27 protein-coding genes are annotated in these 23,978 nt (G+C 43.0%); 7 read left to right on the forward strand and 20 right to left on the reverse strand.

The window, feature by feature from the left end; genetic code table 11:
* Positions 1-132: 132 nt before the first annotated feature.
* The 3 genes from gluQRS to sfsA all read right to left on the reverse strand — a co-directional run bounded on the left by gluQRS (position 133) and on the right by sfsA (position 2,377).
* Positions 133-1,038: a tRNA glutamyl-Q(34) synthetase GluQRS gene (gluQRS, locus tag HC733_RS05450; RefSeq protein WP_190364038.1), complete on the reverse strand. Its 906-nt coding sequence runs from the start codon at positions 1,036-1,038 to the stop codon at positions 133-135.
* Between the two features lie 12 nt (positions 1,039-1,050).
* The gene (dksA, locus tag HC733_RS05455) at positions 1,051-1,494 is read right to left on the reverse strand and encodes an RNA polymerase-binding protein DksA (RefSeq protein WP_190364039.1); all 444 of its coding nucleotides are present in this window, start codon (positions 1,492-1,494) and stop codon (positions 1,051-1,053) included.
* A 175-nt stretch (positions 1,495-1,669) separates the two neighbouring features.
* Entirely contained in the window at positions 1,670-2,377 is a 708-nt protein-coding gene (gene sfsA, locus HC733_RS05460) for a DNA/RNA nuclease SfsA (RefSeq protein ID WP_190364040.1), read from the reverse strand.
* A gap of 81 nt (positions 2,378-2,458) precedes the next feature.
* Between sfsA and pepB the strand changes: the two genes are divergently transcribed.
* Positions 2,459-3,754: an aminopeptidase PepB gene (pepB, locus tag HC733_RS05465; RefSeq protein WP_190364041.1), complete on the forward strand. Its 1,296-nt coding sequence runs from the start codon at positions 2,459-2,461 to the stop codon at positions 3,752-3,754.
* Positions 3,755-3,793: 39 nt separating this feature from the next.
* On the opposite strand, the gene HC733_RS05470 is transcribed toward pepB, so the two are convergent.
* The 5 genes from HC733_RS05470 to gpmM form a co-directional block, all read right to left on the reverse strand.
* Positions 3,794-4,213 (reverse strand): CBS domain-containing protein, encoded by a 420-nt coding sequence (locus HC733_RS05470; RefSeq protein ID WP_190364122.1) that lies wholly within the window; start codon positions 4,211-4,213, stop codon positions 3,794-3,796.
* Positions 4,214-4,326: 113 nt separating this feature from the next.
* Entirely contained in the window at positions 4,327-5,064 is a 738-nt protein-coding gene (locus HC733_RS05475; protein ID WP_190364123.1) for a divergent polysaccharide deacetylase family protein, read from the reverse strand.
* Between the two features lie 73 nt (positions 5,065-5,137).
* Positions 5,138-6,361, reverse strand: a complete 1,224-nt coding sequence (locus tag HC733_RS05480; RefSeq protein WP_190364042.1) for a S41 family peptidase — start codon at positions 6,359-6,361, stop codon at positions 5,138-5,140.
* A 38-nt stretch (positions 6,362-6,399) separates the two neighbouring features.
* Positions 6,400-7,533, reverse strand: coding sequence for a murein hydrolase activator EnvC family protein (locus HC733_RS05485; RefSeq protein WP_190364043.1), 1,134 nt, complete (start codon positions 7,531-7,533; stop codon positions 6,400-6,402).
* Positions 7,534-7,535: 2 nt separating this feature from the next.
* Positions 7,536-9,080, reverse strand: a complete 1,545-nt coding sequence (gpmM, locus tag HC733_RS05490; RefSeq protein WP_190364044.1) for a 2,3-bisphosphoglycerate-independent phosphoglycerate mutase — start codon at positions 9,078-9,080, stop codon at positions 7,536-7,538.
* Positions 9,081-9,376: 296 nt separating this feature from the next.
* On the opposite strand from gpmM, the gene HC733_RS05495 reads away from it, so the two are divergent.
* The 4 genes from HC733_RS05495 to gpsA are packed head-to-tail and all read left to right on the forward strand — an operon-like array spanning position 9,377 to position 11,611.
* Positions 9,377-9,808: a rhodanese-like domain-containing protein gene (locus HC733_RS05495; RefSeq protein WP_190364045.1), complete on the forward strand. Its 432-nt coding sequence runs from the start codon at positions 9,377-9,379 to the stop codon at positions 9,806-9,808.
* 11 nt (positions 9,809-9,819) lie between these two features.
* On the forward strand, positions 9,820-10,077 hold the full coding sequence (gene grxC / locus HC733_RS05500; protein ID WP_190364046.1) for a glutaredoxin 3: 258 nt from the start codon (positions 9,820-9,822) through the stop codon (positions 10,075-10,077).
* A 37-nt stretch (positions 10,078-10,114) separates the two neighbouring features.
* Positions 10,115-10,600 carry a protein-export chaperone SecB gene (gene secB, locus HC733_RS05505; RefSeq protein ID WP_190364047.1) on the forward strand — a complete coding sequence of 162 codons (486 nt, stop codon included), beginning with the start codon at positions 10,115-10,117 and terminating at the stop codon, positions 10,598-10,600.
* A 3-nt stretch (positions 10,601-10,603) separates the two neighbouring features.
* Positions 10,604-11,611 (forward strand): NAD(P)H-dependent glycerol-3-phosphate dehydrogenase, encoded by a 1,008-nt coding sequence (gpsA, locus tag HC733_RS05510; RefSeq protein WP_190364048.1) that lies wholly within the window; start codon positions 10,604-10,606, stop codon positions 11,609-11,611.
* A 20-nt stretch (positions 11,612-11,631) separates the two neighbouring features.
* On the opposite strand, the gene trmL is transcribed toward gpsA, so the two are convergent.
* On the reverse strand, positions 11,632-12,096 hold the full coding sequence (gene trmL / locus HC733_RS05515; protein WP_190364049.1) for a tRNA (uridine(34)/cytosine(34)/5-carboxymethylaminomethyluridine(34)-2'-O)-methyltransferase TrmL: 465 nt from the start codon (positions 12,094-12,096) through the stop codon (positions 11,632-11,634).
* A gap of 229 nt (positions 12,097-12,325) precedes the next feature.
* Here trmL and HC733_RS05520 point away from each other — a divergent pair, with 229 nt between their 5' ends.
* Positions 12,326-13,180, forward strand: coding sequence for a cation diffusion facilitator family transporter (locus HC733_RS05520; protein WP_190364124.1), 855 nt, complete (start codon positions 12,326-12,328; stop codon positions 13,178-13,180).
* On the opposite strand, the gene HC733_RS05525 is transcribed toward HC733_RS05520, so the two are convergent.
* The 3 genes from HC733_RS05525 to HC733_RS05535 are packed head-to-tail and all read right to left on the reverse strand — an operon-like array spanning position 13,129 to position 16,173.
* Complete coding sequence (locus tag HC733_RS05525) at positions 13,129-14,097, reverse strand: alpha/beta fold hydrolase (protein ID WP_190364050.1); 969 nt, start codon at positions 14,095-14,097, stop codon at positions 13,129-13,131. The genes HC733_RS05520 and HC733_RS05525 overlap by 52 nt on opposite strands.
* A complete protein-coding gene (locus tag HC733_RS05530; RefSeq protein WP_190364051.1) occupies positions 14,094-15,506 on the reverse strand; it encodes an ATP-binding protein in 1,413 nt (470 codons plus the stop codon). The genes HC733_RS05525 and HC733_RS05530 overlap by 4 nt, the downstream gene beginning before the upstream one ends.
* Positions 15,487-16,173, reverse strand: a complete 687-nt coding sequence (locus HC733_RS05535) for a response regulator transcription factor (protein ID WP_190364052.1) — start codon at positions 16,171-16,173, stop codon at positions 15,487-15,489. Before HC733_RS05535 ends, HC733_RS05530 begins: the two co-directional genes overlap by 20 nt.
* Before the next feature lie 419 nt (positions 16,174-16,592).
* Between HC733_RS05535 and HC733_RS05540 the strand changes: the two genes are divergently transcribed.
* A complete protein-coding gene (locus HC733_RS05540) occupies positions 16,593-17,015 on the forward strand; it encodes a Spy/CpxP family protein refolding chaperone (RefSeq protein WP_190364053.1) in 423 nt (140 codons plus the stop codon).
* A 43-nt stretch (positions 17,016-17,058) separates the two neighbouring features.
* On the opposite strand, the gene yacG is transcribed toward HC733_RS05540, so the two are convergent.
* The 8 genes from yacG to nadC all read right to left on the reverse strand — a co-directional run bounded on the left by yacG (position 17,059) and on the right by nadC (position 23,940).
* Positions 17,059-17,304, reverse strand: a complete 246-nt coding sequence (gene yacG, locus HC733_RS05545; RefSeq protein WP_190364054.1) for a DNA gyrase inhibitor YacG — start codon at positions 17,302-17,304, stop codon at positions 17,059-17,061.
* Positions 17,305-17,386: 82 nt separating this feature from the next.
* Positions 17,387-19,075 carry a type IV-A pilus assembly ATPase PilB gene (gene pilB / locus HC733_RS05550; RefSeq protein ID WP_190364055.1) on the reverse strand — a complete coding sequence of 563 codons (1,689 nt, stop codon included), beginning with the start codon at positions 19,073-19,075 and terminating at the stop codon, positions 17,387-17,389.
* Between the two features lie 90 nt (positions 19,076-19,165).
* Positions 19,166-19,783: a dephospho-CoA kinase gene (gene coaE / locus HC733_RS05555; RefSeq protein WP_190364056.1), complete on the reverse strand. Its 618-nt coding sequence runs from the start codon at positions 19,781-19,783 to the stop codon at positions 19,166-19,168.
* Positions 19,784-19,790: 7 nt separating this feature from the next.
* The gene (locus tag HC733_RS05560; protein WP_190364057.1) at positions 19,791-20,675 is read right to left on the reverse strand and encodes a prepilin peptidase; all 885 of its coding nucleotides are present in this window, start codon (positions 20,673-20,675) and stop codon (positions 19,791-19,793) included.
* Positions 20,676-20,702: 27 nt separating this feature from the next.
* The gene (locus tag HC733_RS05565; RefSeq protein WP_190364058.1) at positions 20,703-21,929 is read right to left on the reverse strand and encodes a type II secretion system F family protein; all 1,227 of its coding nucleotides are present in this window, start codon (positions 21,927-21,929) and stop codon (positions 20,703-20,705) included.
* 13 nt (positions 21,930-21,942) lie between these two features.
* A complete protein-coding gene (locus HC733_RS05570) occupies positions 21,943-22,380 on the reverse strand; it encodes a pilin (RefSeq protein ID WP_238937461.1) in 438 nt (145 codons plus the stop codon).
* A gap of 21 nt (positions 22,381-22,401) precedes the next feature.
* Positions 22,402-22,818 carry a pilin gene (locus tag HC733_RS05575; protein ID WP_190364060.1) on the reverse strand — a complete coding sequence of 139 codons (417 nt, stop codon included), beginning with the start codon at positions 22,816-22,818 and terminating at the stop codon, positions 22,402-22,404.
* 267 nt (positions 22,819-23,085) lie between these two features.
* Entirely contained in the window at positions 23,086-23,940 is an 855-nt protein-coding gene (gene nadC, locus HC733_RS05580; protein ID WP_190364061.1) for a carboxylating nicotinate-nucleotide diphosphorylase, read from the reverse strand.
* Positions 23,941-23,978 lie beyond the last annotated feature (38 nt).

The following is a 23,978-nucleotide window of genomic DNA, read 5'->3' on the forward strand; positions in this document are numbered from 1 at the left end:
TAGAAATAATAACCTGTCTCCTAAAACAGTGGATACGCCAAAAATAGTAAAATACGTAGGTGAACCTACAAGGCTCGCTATGATATACCAGTGGCGGCAAAAAATTAAGTTTTGGACTTAAATATTGTTCGCTCAAAGGTCATTATTTATGGGTTTTTCGAGAACCTTTGGGATAGTATTTAAAGAAAACGACTGGGTTGCCCATGTTAGAATTTCTTCAGTGTTGGCATCGTCTAATTCTCTTGGAGGATTAAACCCTAAAAAGCGCAGCGCAGCTAATGTAGCTGGCTTAGGATTGTGCTTGTCTATGGCTGGTGCGTGGTTTTGCTTTGATAACTTAAACCCTGGCTTAGCAACGGCCAGCGGAACATGTGCATACTGTGGTGCAACATAGCCCAGTTGTTGAAACAAACCTAACTGTCTGGCCGTGGGTTCCAATAGATCCGCACCTCTGACAACATGGGTAATATTTTGCTCAATATCATCTAGTACAACGACTAACTGATAGGCAAACAAGCCATCTCTGCGTTTGACGATGTAATCTTCATGCGCAATTTTGTTGGGAATGTGTACTTGCCCTTGGATCTGATCGTTAAACGTCTCTACCGGGAAATTTTGCTGCAAACGCAGCGCATTACCTGCAAAGGGCTGGTTTAGTGATCTGCAGTGATTATCATAGAGTCCACCACGCAATTTAATGTCTTTTCGGGTACATTGGCAGGCATAAACTAAGGATTGTTGCTCAAGTAAAGCTAAGGCCTCATGATACAAAGCATGCCGCTGACTTTGGTACACCACTGTTTCGTCCCAGTGCAATCCATAAGCTTCTAAAGTGCGCAGAATGTCACTATCAGCACCTTTGACTACACGAGGCGTATCAATATCTTCTATACGAACTAACCATTGACCCTGTTGGCTTTTGGCAGCTAAAAAGCTAGCGAGCGCTGCGATGAGCGAACCAAAATGTAGAGGACCCGAAGGCGAGGGAGCAAATCGACCGCGATAGCTCCCTTGATTGGATAATGCTGGGGTGAGCATAATGGGCTGAGATTAACCTCGGCCGTTTTGCTTTTCTTTAATTTCAGCCAGTGTTTTACAATCAACACATAAATCGGCTGTAGGACGCGCTTCTAAGCGTCGGATGCCAATTTCGATACCACATGATTCGCAGTAGCCAAAATCGTCATCTTCGATTAGTTGCAGTGTTTTTTCTATCTTTTTGATCAGTTTACGTTCACGGTCACGTGTACGCAGCTCTAAAGAAAACTCTTCTTCTTGTGCTGCACGGTCAACAGGATCTGGAAAGTTTGCCGCTTCATCTTGCATGTGCATCTTGGTGCGATCAACTTCGTTACGCAAATCTTTACGCCATGCTTCTAGTATTGCTTTAAAATGCGCACGTTGTGCGTCATTCATATATTCTTCGCCCGGTTTTTCCTGATAAGGTTCTAAACCGGCTTGAGCCAATAACCCTAGTCTCTTTTGTTCAGGCATAGCATTCTCCTAAATCCTTAATACATTACCCCAGCTAACGCCGGCGGCTATAAATAGCAGAATCTCCCCCCCTAAGCAAACACTTTTTCATTTTTTAGTATGGCATTTACTTAGACATCTCAGCCTTAGAGACGAAATTCTAATGGGCACGTATATGGGGATTATTATCTCTATTTCAACTTATTTTCACAGGTACTTGATGTGATAGGGTAATTTCATATTCAGAAAGCTTAGCCTTATACGCCAGTACTTCAACTCCTGCATCGTATGCTTGCTTAAGTAACATGGCATAGTGCTCGTCAATATGCTTGGCTGGCGCGACATCGTTGATCCCTTCATGCATCACGATAAACAATAATACCGCTCGTGCGCCTTGCTGCTTGAGGTGCATTAACTCCCGCAAGTGTTTTTGCCCCCTAATGGTCTGTGCGTCGGGAAAATAACCGTAGTTCTGTGCCAATAAGGTGACTGATTTGACTTCAACATAGCAAGGAGCATGGCCGTCTTGTTCAAGTAAAACATCTATTCGGCTGTTCTCTTCGCCGTATTTAACTTCTCTGTGACACTGTTGATAGCCACTCAACTGACTGATAATTCCTTGCTCAATACCTTCACAAGCAACGGTGTTGGCATGATTGGTATTTACACAAATAAAATCCCCCTGAGTGTTTTGTGTAAGTTCCAATGAGTGCGGGTACTTGCGTTTTTTATTGTCACTGGTTGAGTAGTAGGCGCTAAAGCCTGCGTCGGCACAGCCTGTCATTTTCCCTGTATTGGCGCAATGAACAGTAAATTCACCTTGTTGCTGACAATGTAAATCAACTAAAAAGCGTTTGTAACGTTTTACGAGAGTTGCTTTATCAAGCGGGCTTGAAAATTTCATCAATTAATCGCATTAGGTTGGGTCAATATGCTTGCTAGTGTACACTTTAGGACACTATCAAGTGTAAGAGAATATAGGGTTATGTCTGACAAATTTATTGTGCGTTTAAGTGAAGAAGCGGCTGCGCCGCATTGGGGAGTTGGGGCTTCATTATCTTTTGATAATCAAGGCGCAACAGTTCACTTAAATGAAAATGAAACACTTAAAAATATCCAAAAGGCAGCAAGAACACTTGCACAACAAGGAATTATTCAAGTTGAGCTGCAAGGTGAGCAATGGTGCACTGAATCACAATGGGCTTTTTATCAAGGCTTTGTTAGTCCAAAACAATTGGCAGGCGTCACCTTTGTCGAAAATGCGCAATCTGATTTGAATGAATTGGCCGCTTTGCAAACATCTGCAACTTGGGCTCGACAAATGATCAATGGTACGGCAGAAGATATTTACCCTGAAAGCTTAGCGGGTAAAGCTGCTGAGTTTATCCAATCTCTTGCGCCTGAGCATGTAAGCTACCAGATCATTAAGGGCAAAGCGTTACTTGAGCAACAATGGATTGGTATTCATGAAGTAGGGCGTGGCAGTGAACGTCCGCCAGTATTACTAGAGCTTGACTATAACCCAACAGGTGATGCTGATGCGCCAGTGAGTGCGGCATTAGTGGGTAAAGGTATCACGTTCGACTCTGGCGGTTATTCAATCAAACCCAGTGAAGGGATGCTTGGGATGAAATGTGATATGGGTGGTGCGGCTACGGTTACAGCTGGTCTGGCTTTGGCCATTCAGCGTGGCATTAACAAGCGCATTAAATTGTTTTTATGTTGTGCCGAGAACTTAATTTCTGGTCATGCTTACAAACTGGGTGACATATTAACGTATAAAAACGGTACTACCGTAGAGATAGTTAATACCGATGCTGAAGGCCGTTTAGTACTCGCCGATGGTTTAATGGCAGCGGGTGAGACGGGGGCGAAACTTATCATTGATGCTGCAACGCTCACTGGGGCTGCATTAGTGGCGGTGGGACAAGAATACAATGCTTTATTTGGTTTAGATAAAGAACTGGTTTTTGATGTTCAGCAGTTCGCTGGTGAAGAATTTGAAGCTGCTTGGCCTCTGCCTTTAGAAAAATGGCACCAGCATAACTGTCCATCAGCCTATGCCGATACCGCAAATAGCCGCGCGCAAAAAGGCGGTGGCTTTGGTGGTGCATCAAATGCAGCAGGATTTTTATCTCGCTTCGTACCAAATGAAGGGAAAGGCTGGGTGCATATCGATTTGGCTGCTTCGTTTCGAGATAGTGCTGGTAGCCAATGGGCTGCGGGCGCGACAACTTTGGGTATGAGAACGGTAGCTCGCACTTTGGCTGAAAAGGCGTAAAGTATTTATGGGCAATGCTGCTTTGCATTGCCCATTTAGTTATGAAAGTAGAGCTGCCGCCAGACGAACAAAGTCTGAGGAAGTTAAGATCCCAAGAAGCTTATTATTTTCATCAACAACAGGCATGCATCCATGGCGGTTACTGACAAAAAATTCGGCCACTTCCGCCAGACTTTGATTTGGCTGAATGCTGGCAAAGTCGGTGGCCATGATATCTTCAACAACTGTATATTTTTCTTTTCGCTCAAGAGCATTGGCTCCATACGTGGCCATAATTCCCATCACTTTTGCAATCATAATTTTCTGCGTTAGCATACCTTGCAATATCCCTTGCTCATCTATAACAGGTATGTGACGAATGTTTTTCTCGCGCATTAAATCATGGGCGTCCTTAAGTGACGCTTTAAGCGAGACAGCAAAAGGATCGGCTGTCATGAGATCGGCAACTGTGTTTAACATCATTTATTCCTTCCAACTAAGCTTGGTTAGCAACTAAGTCAACATACCTAAGTTATAACGCAGATTTTTACTCTGTGCTTGAATCAAGATCAAACTAAGTGCTTTTTAATGGGTTAATCACTGGTGGGAATAAAAAATCGTGCTTTAGGTTTTTTGTGCTCGGCTAATTGAATGTACTTTAATTCAACTAATTGTGATACGGGGACTATTTCATAGCCCTGAGCTGTCAGTTCGGGCAGCGCTATAGTCAAAAAAGCCACGGTTTCGGGGTAGGGGTGTGCAATAGCAATCGCAAACTGCTCGGTGTCGGCAGTATGTTTTAACGCTTCTAATTGTACTCGCAAGGCTTCAGCAGTAGGCTCGTTGTCTAAAAAAATATGGCGGCTGATGTTTTCTACACCATATAAATTAGCAACGTTCTGTGCTTGGGTATACTCTGTTGTGCGACTATCGAGAAAGAATAAGCCGCGCTTTTTTAATACTTCCATGGTCCACTTCATTGGCTCAACATATTGAGTTAACGCCGACCCCATATGATTATTAACCCCTTTGACCTGAGGGAGTGTCGATAAGGCATGACCTAAGGTACTTTGTAACTGCCATTTGTTCATATCTAAAGTTAATGCGCCTGGGCCAAGCGCTTTATCTTGCGTTGATTGCATCGGCACGTGCAGTAGCAGCTCTTTTTTCTGTTTACTGGCTAAATAGGCAAATTGTTGGGAGTAGGGGGTATGAGGCAAAATAGAAAACGACAACTGCCCAGGTAACGCGAGCAGCTGTAAATCTCGTTTATGATTGCCAATATCATCTATAACAATGGCAATTTGTTTTGCCGCGCTTGGCAAAGCCATCAGCCAAAGCGCAAAAAGTCCCCAATGTATGCGTCGCACAGTCCCATTTCTTATTGTTTGTAATAGTTATAATTTAATGTTTTTTAAGTAACTTTCTTGCATCAGTTAAATGAGAATCTAGCCTGGCCAATTGCTCTTTTTTGGCTGTTTGTTCACCAGCCATTATAGCGCTTTTACTTAAATGTGAAAGCACTTGCTTTGTAAGGATAATATCAGGCTCAATGCCTACTCCCTCTATTGAGCGCCCAGAAGGCGTATAATAGCGTGCGGTCGTTAGTTTCAAAGCCGTAGTACCATTGCCAATCGGGATAAGCGATTGCACAGAGCCTTTGCCAAAAGAAGGCGTACCCACAACCAAAGCTCGTTGGTTATCTTGTAAAGCACCCGCAAGTATTTCGGCCGCAGAGGCGGAGTTTTCATTGATCATAATAACCACTGGAGCACCGTTGAGGATATCGCCTTGCTGGGCACTGAAGTGTTGATTTGCATCATAAAACCGTCCTTGTGTTGATACGATAGTACCTGCATCTAAAAATAGATCCGATATAGCGACAGCGCTGGTGAGCGTGCCACCAGGGTTATCTCGTAAATCAATGATTAAACCCGCAAGTGGCTCGCCATTTTCCAAGCGAAGCTTATTAAGGTGTCTGGCAACATCGTGATAGCTGTTGTTATTGAAGCCATTTAATGACAAGTAGCCATTACCATTGTGTAGCAATAAGCTTGTTACGCTTTCTAAGTTAATTTCTTGGCGGCGAAGTGCCAGTGTGAGTTGTTGTGTTTTACGTTCGACCGTAACGTGAATAATTGAAAACTCAGCCTTTTGAAGCAATTTAGAGACATAAGCAATGTCTTTGTCAGTCACGTCTTGATTGTTGATAGACACGAGTTTATCGCCACCTTCAATACCTGCTATATCAGCGGGAGAGCCCGGCAGCGTATTAACGATAACCACACGGTTGGCGATTTCTTCAACTTCGATACCAATACCGGTATAACGTCCATTTGCGGCACTAAAAATGGCTTCAAGCTCGGTTTCTGAAAGATATTTTGAGTATGGATCCAATTGCGATAAAAGTTGTTCAAAATTACTTTTGTCAACATGACTTAGTGGCAAATCTTCAACATAATAGGCATGGAGATGGAACAGGATTTCTTCCACTTGCTCTTGGGTAAAGCGTTGCTTTGCAAACGTACTTGGGGTGATGAAAGTTAGGCAAAGTAACACGCTAAAGAGTAGTGCCCAACCATGATATGTACGAGTGAAAGCATATTTAATGCGATTTACTATGTTCATGTGCTGCTCCAAGTGTTGGTGCAGCACGGGTTATTCAATTAACTTGCTTTACACCATTTTACCGGGTCGACAGCGCTCCCTTTATGCCGTATTTCGAAGTATAGACCAGATCGAATTTGTCCGCCGCTTTGGCCAACCAAAGCAATTGTTTCACCGGTATTGACTAAATCACCAACATCTTTGAGTAAAGTTTGAGTATGTCCATATAAGCTCATAAAGCCTTCGCCATGATCGACAACCATGACCCAGCCAAATCCGTTGAGCCAGTCGGCATACACCACTTGTCCTTGCTTAATACTATTCACAGGCGTACCTGCTTGCGCTTGAATAACCACGCCTTTCCAGCTCATACCAGCATGTTTACTTTGTCCAAAGCGGTGACGTAACCGTCCTTTGCTTGGCCACTGCAGCTTACCTTTATTCTGTGCTAAACCCTCTAGCACCACTTCCTCTGGTTGTTGGATTTTGGCAAGCTCTTCAAGTGTTGCAATCAAGGTTTGCTCATTCTCTTTTAAGTAGTCGATAGCTTGCGCGGTTTGTTGTAAAGCGGCATTTAGCTCTTGCAGATGTGTTTGACGTTCTTCTTGGCGTGCAATAAGCGCTGCTTGACGTTGTTGTTGCTGCTGTTTAAGTGCGGCTAGTTGCTCTTGTTTGCGTTTAAGTTGTTGCTGATTTTCAGCAAGCTCAGAGAAAATCTGTTTTAGCTCTTCTAACTGGTTTATTCTGGCTTTGTTGAAATAGTCATAATAGCTAATGGTACGTTCTAAAGTTGCGCTTTGTTCTTGGTTTAAAAGCATCTTTGAGTAGTCATGACTACCAGTCATATAGGCGCTTTTAAGTTGCGATGCGAGCAGCTTTTGTAAACGTTGTTTTTTGCTTTCGAGACTTTTCGCCTCGCTTTGCAGGGTATATTGCTGTTGCTGATTTTCAGCAATACCGCGCTCAGTAAGTGACAATGCCTTGGCATTTTTAGCAATGTCTAACTCTTGAGCTTTTAGTTTGGTGCGCAGCGCCTCGATATTACTACGCTGCTGCTGGTAGTTTTTTTGGCTCTTTTTGAGCTCTTGTTGTACTTCAGTTAAATCTTGCTTGGTGCGAGATTCATTGGCGATAACCGAAGTCACCGCCAATGAAATGCCAAGTGCAAATAACTTACCGGGCAAGTTAAGCATGGTTATTTCAAGGTCATGATCGGTGTGCCAGTCATCTCACTTGGTTGTTCCATACCAAGTAAGTGCAGCATAGTCGGTGCAACGTCACTTAGTGTTTTCCCATCGTGTGGTAGGGCATCTCGACCAACATAAATAAATGGCACGGGCTCTGACGTGTGTGCCGTGTGGGCTTGGCCTGTTTTAGCATTAGTCATCTGCTCAGCGTTACCATGATCTGCTGTGATAATGGCTTCGCCGCCAACTTGCCCAAGCGCCTCAACAACTCGACCGATACACTTATCCACCGCTTCACACGCCTTTACTGCAGCACTGAATACACCAGAATGACCCACCATATCACCATTTGGATAATTACAGATAATGACATCGTATTGGCCACTGTGAATTGCTTCTACCAGTTTATCAGTGAGTAGCTCCGAGTTCATTTCTGGTTGAAGATCGTATGTAGCAACCTGTGGCGAAGGGATCAGCTCGCGTTTTTCGCCCTCAAATTCATCTTCTCTGCCACCACTGAAGAAAAACGTAACGTGTGCATATTTTTCTGTTTCAGAGATGCGCAGCTGCGTTTTGTTGTGCTTTGCTAGCCACTCACCGAGCACGTTAGTTAGCGCTTCAGGTGCGAATGCCACTGGTGCATCGATGTCGGCGGCATACTCTGTCATCATCACAAAGGCACTTAGCTTAGGCGAGACTTGTTTGGTAAAACCATTGAACTGTTTGTCGACAAAGGTACGTGTCATTTGACGCGCTCTATCGGCTCTAAAGTTCATAAATATTAATGTATCGCCATCATTAATCGTTGCCGCTTCGCAGCCTTGCGGTTGAATCACGCTTGCTTTGACAAATTCATCATTTTCGTCACGATCATATGCTGCGTTAAGTGCTGTTACACCATCTTCATACGTATACTGAGCTTGCGCGCTTACCATTAGGTTGTAAGCGGCTTCTATGCGCTCCCAACGGTTGTCTCTGTCCATCGCATAATAACGACCAATTATAGAAGCAAGGCGACCACATTTTAGCTCTGAAAATAGTTTTTCAACTCGCTCAATCGAGGCCAAAGCACTGCGTGGCGGCGTATCTCGGCCATCTAAAAAGGCGTGAAAATAAACTGCCTTTGCGCCGCGACTAGCCGCAAGCTGTATGCCTGCAATGATATGATCTTCATGGCTATGCACACCACCTGGACTTAAAAGCCCCATTAAATGCACAGCTTTACCTGCTTGAACCGCTTTATCAATGCTATCAACTAATACTGGGTTGTGGGCAAATTCACCATCCGCAATTGCTTTGGTGATGCGAGTGAAATCTTGATAAACGATACGGCCAGCGCCTAAGTTAACGTGTCCCACTTCCGAGTTACCCATTTGACCATCAGGCAGGCCCACATCTAGTCCAGAACCTGAGATCAATGTGTGAGGTTTGGTTTGCCATAAATGGTCTAGCACAGGGGTGTTGGCTGCTAAAATAGCATTGCTTTCGCTTTCTTCTCGATAACCCCAACCGTCTAAAATCATTAGAACAAGTGGTTTTTTTTGTGCAGTCATTTGGGCTCCTTTAGAACTAATCTTTTCACTTGTGTCAGGTGGAAAAGTTGACACATCAGCGCGACATAACGATTGCGCCTAGCATACCTTGTTCTGCGTAAAAATTCAGCCCCGTTGCTATGATTTATCCTCATCATAGATAACTTTAAAGCCCTTTCACTGGGGATATGTGTATTAGGTACAGACAAAGGGCTATACCCAAAGGAACGCAAAATGTATACTTCGGAGCTACTCATTATTACGGGTGTGTGAGTTTAACTAAAATCGCACATTTAGAAAGTTAAGTTGGAAGGTGCATGGAACAATACATCGAGTTTATAGGCAATAACGCGATTTTAAGCGTTATTTGGTTGGCTCTTGTCGTTATGATAGTGGCAAGCTGGTTTAAAAGTAAGTTTTCAGCCATCGTGCAGGTGAACCCTCAACAGTTAACTTTATTGGTCAACCGTGAGGAAGGTCAAGTTGTCGATATTCGCTCATTAAAAGAGTTTAACGCTGGCAGGATCGCAGGTGCAATACAGCTAAGTGCCGAAAAAGCAAAACAAAGTGACTTTGCAGGGCTTGAAAAGCACAAAAGCAAACCCATTATACTGGTGTGTACTACAGGTATGACGGCCTCGGGTATTGCAAACACAATGCATAAAGCAGGCTTTGAGCATGTTTACGTGCTTAACGGTGGTATGGGCGCATGGCAAAGTGCCGGACTGCCAACTACAACAGGAAAGTAACGGGAGTCTTTATGGCTGAAGTTGTGATTTACACGAAAGATTATTGTCCTTTTTGTCACCGAGCTAAGGCGCTGCTAGATGCAAAAGGTGTAACATACACCGAGTATGATATAGGTAAGCAACCTGAGCTACGCGAGCAAATGATAGAAAAAGCCAATGGTGGTTACACAGTGCCACAAATTTTTATCAATGATAATCACATTGGTGGCTGTGACGATATGATGGCTATCGAAGCAAACGGCGAATTAAACGCTTTGCTAAACTTGTAAGAAAATTTAATAAAATTCAAAGAATCTAGGAACACTCATGACAGATCAAAACCAAAATGCGGCAGCAGAACAACAACAAGAAGCACATTTTAATATTCAACGCATCTACACTAAAGATGTTTCATTCGAAACACCAAATTCTCCAGCGATCTTCCAAAAAGAGTGGGCTCCTGAAATTAAGCTAGACATGGACACGCGTTCAGAAAAGCTAGATAACAATGTGTTTGAGGTTGTATTGTCGTTGACTGTAACTGCGAACATTGGCGAAGAGACTGCATTTTTATGTGAAATTCAACAAGCAGGTATTTTCTCAATTGCTGATCTTGAAGAAATACAAATGGCGCATATGTTAGGCGCATTTTGCCCGAACATCCTGTTCCCATATGCTCGCGAAGCCGTTGCTAGCCTAGTGAACCGTGGTACTTTCCCACAATTAAACCTAGCACCAGTAAACTTTGATGCGCTATTTGCTCAGTACATGCAGCAAAGAGCAGCGCAAGCAGAGCAAACTGCTGACGCATAAGCGATGAGTTCAGTTCAGTCAGCTGTAACTGTACTAGGGGCGGGGTCTTATGGCACCGCCCTTGCTATTTGTTTTGCCCGAAACGGTCACAAAGTGACACTGTGGGGGCGAAATGAGAAAGACGTTGCGACGCTTGCAGCTGAGCGAAAAAACCAACGTTATCTTCCCGATTGCCCTTTCCCTGATTCTTTAGCGCTAGAAAGTGATTTGAAAAAAGCGGTTGAGGCCAGCGAAATAGTGCTGTTGGTAGTGCCAAGTCATGCCTTTGCTGACACTTTAGCCAAGGTGCGTGATAACTTATTACCTAACGCAAGAGTTGCTTGGGCAACCAAGGGGTTAGAGCCAGATACAGGGCGTTTGCTGCAAGAAGTCGCACTACAGCAACTGGGTGATAAAGTGCCATTGGCTGTATTATCAGGACCGACGTTTGCCAAAGAGATGGCTGCGGGATTACCTACAGCAATTTCTGTGGCTGCAACTGATAGTGCATTTGCAGGCGAATTAGCGAAGTTACTGCACTGTGGTCGCTCGTTTCGAGTTTATAACAATGACGATTTTATCGGTATTCAACTCGGTGGAGCGGTTAAAAATGTCATTGCCATCGGTGCGGGTATGTCGGATGGCTTTGGTTTTGGTGCCAACGCGCGAACGGCATTAATCACGCGCGGTTTGGCCGAGCTTTGTCGTTTAGGTAAAGCACTAGGCGCTCGCTCTGAAACGTTCATGGGAATGGCTGGCTTAGGTGATTTAATTCTCACGTGTACCGACAATCAATCGCGCAACCGTCGTTTCGGTTTGGCATTAGGTGAAGGCCAATCTGTGGACGATGCGATGCAAAGTATCGGTCAGGTGGTTGAGGGTTACCGCAATACCAAAGAAGTGTATTTACTGGCGCAAAGAAGTGGTATTGAAATGCCAATTACCGAGCAAATTTATCAAGTTTTATATCAGCAAAAAGATGTAAAAGAAGCCGCTATGGCACTACTTGGTAGAGAGCAAAAAGCGGAGTGATCCGCTTTTTGTTAGCCATTTTACACTGCGTTGGCAAAGTCTAGTTGACGCCAAGACTCGTAAACAAATACTGCAACAGCGTTGGATAAATTCATACTTCGACTATCTGCACGCATTGGTATGCGAAGACGCTGCTCTTCAGGCAATGAAAAAATAATATCTTCAGGTAAGCCTCTCGTTTCTGGACCAAATAGCAGGCAATCTCCAGCTTGATATTGAGGTTGATGATGATACTTCTTACCCTTTGTTGTACAAGCAAATACGCGCTTAGGTTGGCAATCTTTTAGGTAATCTTCGAATGAAGCGTGGCGCGTTACATGGCTAAATTCATGATAATCTAGCCCAGCACGCTTAACACGCTTGTCATCCCAATCAAAACCAAGTGGCTCAATAAGATGAAGGGCATAACCCGTATTTGCGCACAAGCGAATGATATTCCCAGTATTGGGTGGAATTTCAGGTTGGTAAAGCACGATATCTAACATAATCACCTCGAAAAGTTCATTGCGCTTAGTATAACGAAATGACAGCGCATTGGGTAAGCTTTAGCGGCGGCTTTTCGCCTTTTATGTCATCAATATTTCACTTCCCTTGCATAGACTGTAAACTGTTGAAATGAGTTGTCTTTAATCGAACCATAGAGGTTTTTGGTCAATGAAAGAAAATGTAAAGCCAAGTTATGAGCTTTTAGTTCGCTTTGCCAGTGTGTTCACCATGTTGATGGTGAGCTTAATGATCATCACTAAATGCTGGGCTTGGCTATCATCTGGCAGTGCCTCCATGTTGGGATCATTGACCGACTCGTTGCTTGATATCAGTGCCTCCATGATGAGCTTTTTGGTGTTGAGTTATGCTCTGCGCCCCGCTGATGATGACCATCGCTTTGGGCATGGCAAGGCCGAAGCCTTAGCCGGCTTGGGGCAAGCCGCTTTTATCGCAGGCTCAGCCTGCTTACTTGCCTTTCATGCGATTGAACGTTTAATTAACCCCGTTGCTTTAAAACATTCACTGCTTGGTGTGTGGGTAAGCTTATTTGCGATTGTGTGTACTTTGTTAGTTGTAGCTGTGCAATATCAAGTTGTTAAGCGGACACAATCTATTGCTGTAAAGGCCGACTCGTTACACTACAAAGGCGATGTGTTATTAAATATGGCAGTATTGCTCGCCATTTTGCTGTCGTATCACGGTGTTCTATACGCTGATCCTATCTTTGCCATTGGTGTTGCAGGGTATTTACTTTACAACTGCTGGGATATAGCGAAACAAAGTGCCGCACATTTGATGGACCGAGAGCTACCTGATGAAGAAAAGGCTGAAATCATTATGCTTGCGTCAAGTCATGATAGTGTATACGGCGTACATGATTTGCGTACTCGGCAAAGTGGTAAAATTAAGTTTATTCAGCTTCATTTAGAGCTTGATGATGACATGCCGTTAATGCGCGCGCACGCGGTGACTGATGAAGTGGTGGAAATGATCCAGCAGTCTTTTGAAGGCGAGCTAGATATTTTAATTCATCAAGACCCAGTTTCTTTGGTGGTTAATCCTAAGCTATCACAAAATAGATAAAACTCATTGAGCACAGTTTGTCGAATATCATCTGTCTCACACAACAGTTCGTGTTTGGCGCCGGCAATGGTTTTTAACTGTGCATTTGGGTGTGTCTGTGCAAATAGAGCGTGTGCACGATTGTCGACTACTTCGTCTTGCTCAGCGCTAGCAATAAATAATGGTGTTTGGATAGCTAAATCGGGAATTTTTTCAATAAAGCTAAAGGTTTGATTAAGCCAACCAAAACTGACGCCACCTAAACATAGCTCTGCCTCATTTTGGTATAAAGTGCGAAACCGTTGATAGCGAATATGGCAATGGGTGAGCTGGTTTTCTGCAAATGGCACTGGCAGGTAATTACTCTGACCAATCGCGTAGTGCTTAGCCAGTCCCAACCAACAGCCTATCTTTGCTACCCATTTGGCAAGCTGATAGGGTGTGTTGTGTGTATGAATATCAAACATAGGGGCAGATAGAAAAGCGCCACTTATACTATGACAATAGCGCGATAAATAATCGCAGCTAACTGCCGAACCCATTGAGTGAGCAAGAATAAATAATGGACCTATTTGCTGAGGCATCACTATTTTTTCGATAAAAGCATTAAGGTCGTCACCATAGTCTGTGAATTTAGCAACATATCCTATCTGAGCATTGCGTGTTAAGCGCTCCGATAGGCCTTGGCCAATATGATCATAGGTAAATACCGCAATATTATTTTGGGCCAGTTCCCACAATAACTCTTGATATTTCCATGCAGACTCTATGCGTCCATTGACTAGCACAACACTGTACTTGGCTGTTTTGGGAATGTGATAGCTGTAAAATAGTCTCCCACTTGGGGCTTTTAGATAGCCTTGTTCACAGCGTTGCCAGTGCTGCTCGATATCACTATTGTGTTGTGCAAGTTGGGTGCTGTAGCTGTAAAAATTCATATGGGTAATGTGATCTTAACCACCAAGCCTTGTGGTTGATTATGTTGAAACGCTAAATTACCATGGTGCGCGAAAATAGCGCGTTTGGCAATGGCCAAGCCCAAACCAATCCCGCCGCTGTCTCTATTTCTAGATTGGCTGGTACGAAAAAAAGGTTGGCATAGTTGTGCCAGAGCGTTATCAGAGACCCCCTCGCCATCATCACAGATTGAAATCTCAACAGCCTGTTTTGATACCGAAAATGATAGCTTAACGTTATTTTTGGCATATTTTATCGCATTGCGTAGTACGTTTTCGATGGCACTACTCAATAGTGCTCCATCACACATTAAAGTGAGCATAGGCGGCGCGGCAGAGGTAAGGTTTTTGCCCATTTGCTCAGCTTCAAATTGCGCATCTAACATCACATTGTCTAATAAAGTTGCAAAGCTAACTTGTTGCATATGCAAGCTATTTTGACCATGTTCTAAGCGAGATAAAGTGAGAATATCAGCAAGCATTTTATCTAAGCATTGTGCTTCTTTTTCGATGCGAGCTAGGTAGGTGAGTTGCTGCTCACTGGCATTTTCCTGAGCTAAAGCATTAGCCAGAGTAAGTCGAGTCAGCGGTGAGCGTAATTCATGAGAGACATCGGCGAGTAATTGCTTATGGGTCATGACACTTTGTTCAAGTTTATCAGCCATATGATTGAAATCATGCATGAGCGTGGTTATTTCATCATTGCGGCGCTTGGGGATATTGACGCGGGCATCTAGTTGACCCGAAGCAAGTGCTTTGGCACTGCTTCCCAATGAATTGAGCGGTGCAACTAAACGACGACTAAATAACACACTGAGCAAAATAGACGGTAGCAGTATGGCAAGTGCCTTGAGCCAAAATGGCAGCATTTTTACACGCATCAATAATGGGTTTTCTCGAATAGGTTTAACTTGATAGAGTTGATATTGCTCGTTGCCTAATCGAATGGGGAATGGACCATAAGCAAAATAGCGCTCAGTTGCGATAAACAAAGGCATATTAGAAGTTTGAAAATGTAGTAAAGATAAATCTAGATCCTGCTTGTTTTCTTCAGAGCTAATGCTTTGCTCAATATTTTCATGTGCCAGATACAGCCACTTATGCTGATTAAAACGAGGATGTGCAATGACTTTCTCTACAGGTTTTTGTTTTTTATTGACCAAACGTTCAATACTATGAGTGAGATGGCTCATGCTATCAAGCAGCTTTCCCCTTAAAGGCTTGGTTTCTAGTTGCTCGGGTTGTAAGTGGCTCAGTGCAACTAACAGTAACAAAATGCTGATGATAGTGAGCCAAAAAGCCAAAAATGCCTGTAAAAATAATCCAGAGGGTTTAAATTTGCTCCAATTGCTTTGCTTATTCTCTAAAGCATCATTGTGCCAAAAAGACATAGCCACTTCCTCTGATAGTTTGGATGCAGTTGCTGTCACTGTACTGCGCTATTTTCTTTCTTAGGTTGCTGACATGCATATCAATTGAGCGGTCGAAAGGGGCTAATCGACGGCCAAGCACTTGTTGGCTTAAGGTATCTTTAGTGACCACTTCTCCGACATGGCTCATCAGTTGATGCAATACAGCAAACTCGGTGCCAGTTAAGATGATTTCATGTTCTAAAACATGCACTCTACGAGCAAGATGATTCAACGTTACATGATTGACAGTCTGTTCAGCATTTTGGTTGCTGGCCTGTTTAACAAAGTCGATACGCCTGCTGATAGCATGAATTCTTGCTAATAACTCTCTGTGGTTAAATGGCTTTGGTAAGTAGTCATCAGCGCCCAGTTCTAGACCAAAAATACGGTCAAAGTCATCGCCTTTAGCCGTGAGCATAATAACAGGCGTAAGATTAGACGCGCGTAATCTTTTTAAGACCTCAAAGCCATCTAAACGAGGCAGCATCACATCCAGTAATATCACATCATACTGCTCACTCGTTGCCTGCAATAGGCCCTGCTCACCATCAAAAGCTTGAGATACATCGCACCCTTGTGTGGTTAAGTATTCTTTGAGGAGATCGCTCAACGCTCGGTCATCTTCAATTAGTAGCAGTTTGCTCATAGGTGTTTTTCTCGTTACTTCGTTATTCTAGGGTCTGTTTATCTTTCGAGTTCGAAATTTGTTCACTTTGAGCGTGTTTTGATAGCGGCGCTCGACTTGAAGCTTAGTAATCTAAGTGAAAGGAGAGCAACAAAGAGCAAAGCGCGCTCAAATGAACCCGCAGGGCAGCGCGAGTTGGTCATTTCTACGGCGTTATCGCCTGACTCACGTAGAATAACTACGCTACGCAGGCTCTGCCTTGTATAAATACCCAACTCGCAGCTGCAAAAGTGAACAGCAAAGATAAACAGACCCTAGTGTACCTTGCAAAATATTAAATTGCAGATCTTTACGTAGTCTTTACATTGCTTTGCGTTGCTTTTCATCCCAGTGGTTAAGCTATTAATGACAAATTCAACGAGCATGTTTAAGGCAATATTATGAAAGCAATATCAGTATTAATTATCGGTGGTAGTTTACTATTTAGTGCTTTGAGTGAAGCGGGGCAAGGCAGACATCATGATGAGCACTTTTTACTGTCAGACAAAGCGGCCAGCACGCTTAACTTGAGTAAAGAACAGCAGCAAAAGATAGCCGACATTCTTGAGCAGAAAAAGGCCGCAATGAAAGGCCTAAAAGTTATGCGCCATAATCATAAAGATGAGTTTAAAGAGTTGATCGAAAAAGATTTCTTTGATGAGCAGCAAGCAAGGAGTTTGATAGCTAAAACCAGTGAAGCTAAAAATGAGGCGTTAATAGCTAAACTAAAAAGTAAGCAGCAGCTATGGCAAGTGCTTACTCCCGAACAACGCGAAAAACTTGAAAAAATAAAGCATCGAAAAGCGCATCGACATGCAAAGTAATCACGCAATTATGAACTAGGTGATGGGCGCAAAAGCGCCCTTTCTATTGTTTGAAAAATGTATCTTCGCTTTGCGCGAGCATCGCTTCGATATCTTCAAGCATTTCTTGCTGATCTTCAGCACTCATCTGCGTATTGGAGGTAATCGCTGTAGAGATTTTATTGTTCTCAAAAGACCATTCTCCTAGGTCTATCAGCTGGCATCGCTTAGAGCAAAAGGGTCTATTCGGACTTTGTTCTGACCAAACAACATCGGCTTGGCAGGTTGGGCACTTAACAATGGTGGGCATAAACGGCTCCCTTGAGATATTTTGCCCACAGTGTAATGAAAATCAAACGTAGATACCAGCGTAGGTATCGCTCTAGCATTGCCTAATAGCTGGTAACTCGGTTGATTTCGCTTAACGATGTGACCCCTGACGCAGCTTTTCTTAGTCCTGAAGTCCTAAGGTTAGCAAAACCGAGTTTGTCGGCTATTTTGGCTATTTCCATCGAATTTCCCCCAGACATAATTAGCTGTGAGATTTCCGGGGTTATTTTCACCATTTCGTAAATACCAACTCTACCTTTATAGCCATCGGTGCAATGTTCACAGCCTTTTGGTGTAAATAGGCTGATATTACTTAATTGCGCTTGAGTGAAACCTTGGTTCAGTAATTCTTCTTGGGGTAGGGTCTCAGGCTCTTTGCAATGCTTACATAAGCGTCTTGCAAGACGTTGCGCAATAATAAGGTTTACTGAGCTTGCAACATTATATGCCGGTACACCCATGTTAAGTAAGCGAGTGAGTGTTTCTGCAGCTGAATTGGTGTGCAAGGTACTCATGACCAAGTGGCCCGTTTGCGCTGCTTTAATCGCAATTTCTGCGGTTTCAAGGTCTCGGATCTCACCTACCATGATCACATCTGGATCTTGGCGCAAGAATGCTTTTAGGGCATTGGCAAAGGTCATTTCAGCTTTTGGATTGATCTGAACTTGATTGATCCCCTCTAGGTTAATCTCCACAGGGTCTTCTGCAGTACTGATGTTACGTTCAGGTTTATTGAGAATATTTAAGCCAGTGTATAAAGACACTGTTTTACCCGAGCCTGTAGGCCCTGTAACAAGGATCATACCTTGTGGCTGCGCAAGCGCATCAAGGTACATTTGTTTTTGCTCGCTCTCATAACCAAGTGCGTCTATGCCCATCATCGCGCTCGATGAGTCTAGAATACGCATTACTATCTTTTCACCCCACATGGTGGGCATGGTACTGACACGAAAATCGATACTTTTGCGTTCTGAAATTTTTAGCTTGATGCGGCCATCTTGCGGTTTGCGCTTTTCAGAAATATCGAGTCGCGACATTACTTTAATACGTGCAGCTATGCGCGTTGATAAAGTGGTTGGAGGGCTCGCCATTTCATGCAAAATGCCGTCAATTCTAAAACGAACGCGATATTTGTGCTCATAAGGTTCAAAGTGCAGATCCGATGCGCCTTTTTTTATCGCATCCATCAATATTTTGTTGATATACACGATGATGGGAGCGTCATCTTTGTCTTTTTCTTTATCATCAGTGTTTTGCAAAGACTTTTGATCGTCTTCTATATCTAGGTTTGCAAACTCTTTAAATTCGTCCTCGCTGAGCGAAAGACCTTGTGATGAGTCAAAAAGTTGCTCTATTTTCTTTTCTAATTGTTTGTGATCAACAACCACAACCTCACATTGAAGACCTGTGCTAAATTCGAAGTTTTCAAAGGCACCATAATCAGTGGGATCTGAGGCTGCGATGTAGAGCTTGCGACCTTTTTTATGCAGAGGCAAAACTTGGTGCTGACGGATCAGCTTATCGTTGATGAGCTTTTCGGGGATCTGATTGATATCAAATTCGCTCAAATCAAACAAAGGCACGCGGAATAAGTCTAGGCACTGCATGGCAAGCTCTGCGCTACTGATACCACTGCACATACATATGAGTTCGGCTGTTGAATGTGCTTCGTTTTGCTTTTTCTTGATTTGTTCTGGTGTTACTCGACCTAGCGTAATAAATTTACGTAATAATGGTGAATGATGTTCCATAAGCCCTCAGACATAGACATATCAACTACTTATCAATTTACATCAATTGGTTATAAATAAACTTATGAACCTCAATATGACAACTATAAGTTAAGCACTTGTTGAATGATTTACTGCAATAGAAACAAAGTTTTGATGCAAGATTTCTAACTCATTATACATATCAGTTAATGATTTATCATTATTTAGTATGGTATTTGCACGTTTTTGTTTCTCAGAGCGAGACATTTGTGCAGCAATAATGTTTTTTACTTGCTCGGTCGAAACCCCATCACGCGCGGCAGTACGCGCTAATTGAATAGCCTCTGGCACATCAACTAGTAAGGTGTGATCGCATAATTTATCAAGGTGGTTTTCAAATAGTAGTGGTGCAGATAGCACCACATAAGGACTCGTCGCATCTTTTAGCTGAGATAATATTTCATGTCGGATCATTGGATGTAACAGCTGTTCAAGCCATGTTTTACTCGGCTCATCAGCAAAGATAATGGCACGTAACTTCGCTCTGTCTAACGTACCATCTGTGTGAAGTATGGCTGCACCAAACTTATCTACAATGGCTTGCAAGCCTGAGCTGCCAACTGCAACCACTTGCTTTGCAATAACATCTGCATCAACAATCGTAATGCCTTTTTCAGCGAGGGCATTGCTGACTGCCGTTTTGCCTGCGCCAATGCCCCCTGTTAGTCCCAATACCCAATTACTCATACTATGATCACGCTAAGATTAAACTAAAATACCAGTTTTCAATGATGTCACCGAATAGCAACGTCAACCAACCCGCGATGGCTAAATAGGGTCCAAACGGGATCGGAGTGCTTTTGTCTTTGCCTTGTACAGCTAGTTGAATACTCCCTATAATGGCACCCACACAGCTTGATAGCAGCACAATAGTTAAGATTGCTTGCCAGCCTAAAAGTGCGCCAAAAATGGCTAATAATTTAAAATCTCCATAGCCCATCCCCTCTTTGCCCGTGGCTAACTTAAACAGCCAATATACACTCCACAAACTTAAGTACCCAACTGCAGCACCGATAATTGCCTCAGTGGGGGCAATAGTTATGTTGAAGGTGCTGGCAATGAGCATCAACCACAAAAGAGGCTGGGTAATTTGATCCGGCAACAACATATGGTCAATGTCAATAAAGATAAGTGCGATCAGCGCCCATGTAAGTACAAGATATAAAGCGGTTTGCTCGCTTGCACCAAAGTGCCAAGCAACCAATAGTGCGCTCAATGCAGTGCCTAGTTCAATCAATGGATAACGCATTGAAATGGGCGTTTTACAGTCGTTACATCGACCACGCAATATCAGCCAACTGAGCAGAGGTATGTTATGCCATGGCTTGATTTTGGCGTTGCATGCAGGACAATGGGAGCCGGGCGTTGCCAAGTTAAATGACAATGATGGGGTATTGTGTTGCTCGGTTATTTGCTCATTGAGCAGCGATTCACATTCGCAGCGCCATTGCTCGTGTAGCATTTTGGGCATGCGGTAAATCACCACATTTAAAAAACTACCAATACATAGACTGACAAGCCCCACCACCAGCAAAAAGAACCAAGTGTGTACTTGCATGAGTTGAAATACTTCAAGCATAGTTATTCTTATTCAAATGTAATGGGATTAAATAACGGATCCCAATTGGAAAATTGGTAAATACATGGCAATAATAAGGCCGCCAATTAAAACCCCTAAAACCGCCATAATTAATGGTTCAAGTAGGCTTGATAAGCCATCAACTAAATCGTCAACCTCTTGTTCATAGATATTTGCGACTTTTGCTAGCATGCTGTCCAAAGAGCCAGACTCTTCACCAATGGCGACCATTTGGATCACCATATCAGGAAACACACTGGTGTTTCTCATTGCCCAGTTCATTTGATTCCCTGAGCTTACTTCGCTTTTGATATCTAAAATGGCATTTTTGTAAATTGCGTTGCCTGAAGCACCAGCAGCTGAGTCAAGTGCATCTATCAAAGGCACACCAGCGGCAAAGGTAGTCGAAAGCGTTCTGGCATAGCGAGCTACCGCTGCCTTGTCTAGTATCAAGCCGACAACGGGCAGTTTAAGCAGCAATCTGTCATTAAAGTTACGCAGTGCTTTGGAGCGAAATAGCATTTCTTTATAGGTGTAGCCACCTAAAAATAGTACCCCAAGTATCATCCACCAATATTTTTGCATGACTTCAGAAATAGCGATAACCATTAAGGTAAAAGCGGGCAGCTCTGCGCCAAAACCATTAAATATTTCCTGAAATTGCGGTACCACAAAAATCAGTAGGATTGAGGTTACAACTAGGGCAACTACAATTACGGCGATAGGGTAAAACAGTGCTTTTTTAATTTTTGATTTGAGTGCTTCGGCTTTTTCTTTATAAATAGCAATACGTTCAAACACATGATCAAGCGATCCTGATTGTTCACCTGATTGGACTAAATCACAGTATAAATCATCAAAATAGCGTGGATAGGCACGAAGTGATTTAGATAAAGGTTGACCCGTTCTTACTTCATCCGCAATAGAAGTTATCAGCTTTTTCATGCTTTTGTTGTTAATGCCCGAGCCTATCATATCGAGTACTTGAATAAGCGGTACACCGGCATTGAGCATGGTGGCAATTTGTCGCGTTGTGATGGCGATATCTTTGGCGTTCACTTTCGGAGTGCGGCTCAAACCGAAAAGTGGTTTGGGTTTACGCTTAACTTTAGAGGGAGTAATACCCTGTTTACGCAGTTGCGCTTTAACCAGAGCAACACTGACTCCTGTCATTTCTCCTTCAAGGCGTTTGCCTCGAGTGCTTACTCCAACCCACTGAAAAGTATCAAGTTGTTGTTCAGGTTGTTTTTTCATAGTTATTGACCTTTCAGCATAAACCTACATCTGTACATGTTCCTGAAGCTTGCCAAGTAATAGTTTTCTGAGCATTAATCGTTGGAGTTAGTATATATGTTATAGCTACGCCATCATAAGATAGCGTACTTTTTATATTAATAACGCCATTTGAAACTGTAGCCTCATCAATGATTTCATGTCTTGTTACTTGTGTGGCATTATTCTGAGGGATACCGAGCTTACCACCATCAAAATCATCAAGTGTTGTGGACTTACCAGAATGAAAAGCAGTTTCAATAGAATTTTTGTATAAGCTTGAGGCTAAAATAACCTCAGAAAATCGAACCCTTTCTTCGTAGAGTCTATATTGAGGAATAGCTACAAGCATAAGTATAGTGATGATTGCAACCGCCACCAGCACCTCAATCAGTGTAAAACCCTTACAATAAGGAAAACATCTTTGTGACATAGAGGTGCTGGGCGTTATCAATTAGCAGTAACCGTTAGTTAAGCAGCTACCAGCTTGAGTCCATGTTACAGGCGGTGTAACGCCACCCGCTGTTAGCGTATAAGTAATACCTGCTAAAGATGAACTATCACTTTTCCATGTTACGGTAATAACACCATCAGCGACCGTAACTCCATGTGCAGTTGCTGATACTGCAATAGTTGCTGGAATACCCAACGTACCCGCATCAAGAGCCGCTAGATCAGCAGGGTTTTTAGTTTGAATAGCCACCTCTGTAGCTGTTTTGTAGGGCGTTGCAGCAAGAATTGCTTCTGCAAATTTAGCTCTATCAGCATATGTTTGATACGCTGGCAACGCAACCGCTGCCAAAATACCGATGATTGCAATTACTATCATTAATTCAATAAGGGTAAAACCACCCTGTTGTTGTTTTGCCATGATGTGTCTCCTCGAGGAAATTGTTTAACTTACCCAGTGTAAGTTAAAAAGATATTAAAATCTTTATGGTTATGAGTTGAGTCTATCTCTAAGTATAGCCATGATTAGCATAAATCGCTTTATGCAATTGATTTAAATACCTTAAGATAAGTTGCAATATAATCATGTGATTGATTTAAGTTTACAACTCATTCTTTTGTCGTATTTAAAAGCTTAGCTGCGATATTGTCAACAAGTTAGTAGCAAAAGCCAATAATTGGCGAGTAACTATTCAAAACGCATCGACAGATCAATGCTTTGTAAATGCTTTGTCAGTGCGCCACTTGAGATAAAATCCACGCCAGCTTGAGCATAAGTGTTTAATGTTTCAAGTGTCATATTGCCTGAAACTTCAAGTTTTGCTTTGCCTTGGGTCAAAGTCACAGCTTGTTTTATGTCTTCAACAGTAAAGTTATCAAGCATGATGATATCTGCCCCCGCTGTTAATGCTTGGTTTAACTCATCCAAGTTCTCGACTTCTACTTCTACAGGCTTATCTGGATGGTTGCTTCTTGCTTGTGATACGGCTTTATCAATACCACCGCATGCTGCAATGTGGTTTTCTTTGATTAAAAACGCGTCGAACAGGCCAATGCGGTGATTTTTTCCGCCACCACAGGTTACAGCGTACTTTTGCAGCGCACGCAAACCAGGAATTGTTTTACGGGTATCGAGTAACTGCGTTTGGCTGCCAGCTAGCGCTTTGACATAGTGTGCAGTAGTGGTTGCTGTACCTGACAGTGATTGTACAAAGTTTAGCGCTGTGCGCTCTGCGGTTAAAATTGCGCGGGCACTGCCCGATGCACTAAACAGCTTGCTGTTTGCCGCAACTTGCTGGCCATCTTCGACAAACACAGTGACTTTTACAGAAGGGTCTACTTGTTTGAAAACTTCTAAAATGAGCGCTTTACCGCAAAACACGCAATCTTCGCGGGTGATCACATATGCATTAGCTTGTTGCTCTTGGGGAATAAGCTGTGCCGTAATATCTCCTTGTGATGCCGATTGATAGTTTAAGTCTTCGTTAAGTGCTTGTTTTACCAGCTGGCTAATTAATTCGTTAGAGATATGTTGACTTTGCATAGTACTGTCACTTGTATTGGCTAATGTGGAGAGAATGC

Source organism: Pseudoalteromonas sp. S16_S37 (assembly GCF_014694405.1).
Taxonomy (GTDB): domain Bacteria; phylum Pseudomonadota; class Gammaproteobacteria; order Enterobacterales; family Alteromonadaceae; genus Pseudoalteromonas.

Coding starts and splice junctions, on each gene's coding strand:
- nadC (WP_190364061.1), bottom strand. CDS start 23,940: ATGCAAAGTCAACATATCTCTAACGAATTAATTAGCCAGCTGGTAAAA.
- HC733_RS05470 (WP_190364122.1), bottom strand. CDS start 4,213: ATGTTAAACACAGTTGCCGATCTCATGACAGCCGATCCTTTTGCTGTC.
- sfsA (WP_190364040.1), bottom strand. CDS start 2,377: ATGAAATTTTCAAGCCCGCTTGATAAAGCAACTCTCGTAAAACGTTAC.
- HC733_RS05560 (WP_190364057.1), bottom strand. CDS start 20,675: ATGCTTGAAGTATTTCAACTCATGCAAGTACACACTTGGTTCTTTTTG.
- HC733_RS05540 (WP_190364053.1), top strand. CDS start 16,593: ATGAAAGCAATATCAGTATTAATTATCGGTGGTAGTTTACTATTTAGT.
- gluQRS (WP_190364038.1), bottom strand. CDS start 1,038: ATGCTCACCCCAGCATTATCCAATCAAGGGAGCTATCGCGGTCGATTT.
- gpmM (WP_190364044.1), bottom strand. CDS start 9,080: ATGACTGCACAAAAAAAACCACTTGTTCTAATGATTTTAGACGGTTGG.
- HC733_RS05530 (WP_190364051.1), bottom strand. CDS start 15,506: ATGTCTTTTTGGCACAATGATGCTTTAGAGAATAAGCAAAGCAATTGG.
- HC733_RS05570 (WP_238937461.1), bottom strand. CDS start 22,380: ATGTCACAAAGATGTTTTCCTTATTGTAAGGGTTTTACACTGATTGAG.
- HC733_RS05485 (WP_190364043.1), bottom strand. CDS start 7,533: ATGCTTAACTTGCCCGGTAAGTTATTTGCACTTGGCATTTCATTGGCG.
- HC733_RS05480 (WP_190364042.1), bottom strand. CDS start 6,361: ATGAACATAGTAAATCGCATTAAATATGCTTTCACTCGTACATATCAT.
- pepB (WP_190364041.1), top strand. CDS start 2,459: ATGTCTGACAAATTTATTGTGCGTTTAAGTGAAGAAGCGGCTGCGCCG.
- secB (WP_190364047.1), top strand. CDS start 10,115: ATGACAGATCAAAACCAAAATGCGGCAGCAGAACAACAACAAGAAGCA.
- HC733_RS05535 (WP_190364052.1), bottom strand. CDS start 16,173: ATGAGCAAACTGCTACTAATTGAAGATGACCGAGCGTTGAGCGATCTC.
- pilB (WP_190364055.1), bottom strand. CDS start 19,075: ATGGAACATCATTCACCATTATTACGTAAATTTATTACGCTAGGTCGA.
- trmL (WP_190364049.1), bottom strand. CDS start 12,096: ATGTTAGATATCGTGCTTTACCAACCTGAAATTCCACCCAATACTGGG.
- HC733_RS05520 (WP_190364124.1), top strand. CDS start 12,326: ATGTTGATGGTGAGCTTAATGATCATCACTAAATGCTGGGCTTGGCTA.
- HC733_RS05575 (WP_190364060.1), bottom strand. CDS start 22,818: ATGGCAAAACAACAACAGGGTGGTTTTACCCTTATTGAATTAATGATA.
- HC733_RS05565 (WP_190364058.1), bottom strand. CDS start 21,929: ATGAAAAAACAACCTGAACAACAACTTGATACTTTTCAGTGGGTTGGA.
- HC733_RS05495 (WP_190364045.1), top strand. CDS start 9,377: ATGGAACAATACATCGAGTTTATAGGCAATAACGCGATTTTAAGCGTT.
- HC733_RS05525 (WP_190364050.1), bottom strand. CDS start 14,097: ATGAATTTTTACAGCTACAGCACCCAACTTGCACAACACAATAGTGAT.
- grxC (WP_190364046.1), top strand. CDS start 9,820: ATGGCTGAAGTTGTGATTTACACGAAAGATTATTGTCCTTTTTGTCAC.
- gpsA (WP_190364048.1), top strand. CDS start 10,604: ATGAGTTCAGTTCAGTCAGCTGTAACTGTACTAGGGGCGGGGTCTTAT.
- HC733_RS05475 (WP_190364123.1), bottom strand. CDS start 5,064: ATGGCTTTGCCAAGCGCGGCAAAACAAATTGCCATTGTTATAGATGAT.
- dksA (WP_190364039.1), bottom strand. CDS start 1,494: ATGCCTGAACAAAAGAGACTAGGGTTATTGGCTCAAGCCGGTTTAGAA.
- yacG (WP_190364054.1), bottom strand. CDS start 17,304: ATGCCCACCATTGTTAAGTGCCCAACCTGCCAAGCCGATGTTGTTTGG.
- coaE (WP_190364056.1), bottom strand. CDS start 19,783: ATGAGTAATTGGGTATTGGGACTAACAGGGGGCATTGGCGCAGGCAAA.